We start from the raw sequence: 2178 nt of genomic DNA, 5'->3' as shown, positions 1-2178 counted from the left end.
CCTTCGCCGTATACTTGTAAACATTTTCCCGGTCCTTGTCGATTTCCAGACAAGGTTCCGCAACGCCTGGGGAATAGGCAAGGGCAAGGTCCCTTTGGGTGGCATAGGGCTTAGTAGGGACAACCTTAATCTTCCCGGGCTGAGGCTTGGCGTGGTAGACCAGTGCTTCTCTTCTTTTCTTTTGATTGCTCATGACGGACCGCTAAGAATACAAAAGTAAGGGGTTTGCATCAAGATAACCTAATCTGACCAATAAATGAGAACGCTCTTTTTTCCCTGTTAAAATCAAGGGTCTTCGGATACTGGCAAACGGAAGGCAAGTATTCCGGCAATGACAAAGCATGTCCCGGCAAACAGCATAGCGTTTACAGAATTCGCTCCCAACAGGTTTTTGAAAATAGGGCCAAAAGACAGGGTCTGTATCCCCATTGGGATCACAATCATCATATTGAGGATCCCCATATATACCCCCCTTCGTTCCTGAGGTACTATTTTGGATACCATGCTGTAGGGAATTCCCATCATGGCCGCCCAGCCAATACCGAAGAGTACCATCGGGTAGAGCACAGATACCGGATCGGTAATGTGGGGAATAGAAAACAGGGCGATGGAGGTGCCAAACAGGCTCAGGGCGTATATCCTTTTCCCACCAAACCTAATGGTCAGGGGCACCAGGATCAGCGCCACAACTGTGGTCACCACATTGTAGGTAGTGCTCATTTTAGCCGCCTGTGCAGCCGCCTGGGAAGTGTCGAATCCCATGGTAGTCCGGAAAAGCGGTGTTATAAATTGCCAGTAAATAAAAAGGGCATACCATTGAAACAGATAGACGGCAGACAACCTCCACATGAATTTAGGCATGTCCTTGACCGCATGGGCAATCTCAACAAAAGGCAACTTGAAGCGTTGGGAAAAGGGCAAGCTTTTATGGCTGTTTATTTCTTCCAGTTCCTCAGGACTTGGCGGGATTTCTGGGGTTTTCAGTACCGACCATAAAATGGTGGCAATGGATAAGAAGGATCCAATGAAGAAGGAGTAGTACAACCACTTGGGCACGGCCCCGGTGATTTCCTCACCCCCGCCAAACCAATCCTGAAATATAAAAATGGAAGCGTTGGCCAACAGTATACCCGCCCCTACGAACAAGCTCTGCATCTGGTAGCCCACACTCAGCTGCCTGTCCGGCAATTTGTCACCAACAAAAGCCCGGTAGGGTTCCATGGCCATATTGTTCCCCACATCCAGTATCCAGAGCAGTCCCACGGCAAACCAGAGGGCCGGACTTAATGGAAAGGCAAACAAACATATACTCCCCAGCAGGGCACCGATCAGGAAAAACGGCTTTCTCCTACCCCAGCGGGGAGACCAGGTCTTGTCCGAAATGGCCCCAACCAAGGGTTGTACCACCAAACCGGTTACCGGACCCGCAATATTCAGGATGGGCAGGATTTCCTCTGAAGCGCCAAGGAACAGGAAGATGGGATTTATAGCACTCTGTTGAAGCCCGAAACTGTATTGTATCCCTAAAAATCCAACATTCATATTGAAGATCTGCCAGAAGCTCAGGGTGGGTTTGTTCAGTTTCATATGTTTTACGGTTGGTTAATCTAAATATGAAAAAATTGACCTGCATGTCAATTTCGGAACCAGGTTCAATATAGGATTTTATCACGCTTTTTACCCAAAACCAGAGTGAAAAGAACAGATTTTGGTTACGAAAACGATTGAGAAAAGGGTAAAATCATTTCAGGAATTCGATATTTCGCTTTAGGCCCGAATATTTGGTCCGCTTTACGGCCGACTTTCGAAACACGGTTTTAAAGACCTCCTCCGTGATCTCCTCCCAGTCTTTTTTGCTCATTGAGAGCAGTTCTGGGTGCGGTTGGAACAAAGGTTCCCGGTGAGGCCTGGAAAAACGGTTCCAGGGGCACACCTCCTGGCAGATATCACAGCCAAATATCCAGTCGTCAAACTGTCCCTTCACCTCATTTGGGATCTCGTTTTTTAGTTCAATGGTGAAATAGGAAATGCACTTACTGCCATCCACTACGTAGGGTTGTACAATGGCTTGGGTGGGGCAGGCATCCAGGCAGGCCGTACAGCTGCCGCAGTGGTCTGTGGTTGGGGTATCGTATTCCAGTTCCAGGTCCAGGATCAGTTCTCCGATAAAGTAATAAG

Annotated in this window: 2 protein-coding genes and 1 pseudogene; all 3 read right to left on the bottom strand. The window is 48.2% G+C overall.

All coding sequences use genetic code 11. The features are described 5' to 3' along the window. Nucleotides 1-193: pseudogene (locus AC4E7D_RS14210) on the bottom strand (hypothetical protein); the annotation flags it as partial. Nucleotides 194-285: 92 nt separating this feature from the next. Then, the gene (locus tag AC4E7D_RS14205) at nt 286-1587 is read right to left on the bottom strand and encodes an MFS transporter (protein ID WP_490174435.1); all 1302 of its coding nucleotides are present in this window, start codon (nt 1585-1587) and stop codon (nt 286-288) included. Between the two features lie 154 nt (nt 1588-1741). Beyond that, a partial coding sequence (locus AC4E7D_RS14200; RefSeq protein WP_490174434.1) for an epoxyqueuosine reductase occupies nt 1742-2178 on the bottom strand: 437 nt, incomplete at its 5' end.

This window comes from Lentiprolixibacter sp. (assembly GCF_982873095.1).
The sequence above is the reverse complement of the archived record's forward strand: the minus strand, read 5'-3'. Positions and strand labels throughout refer to the sequence as shown.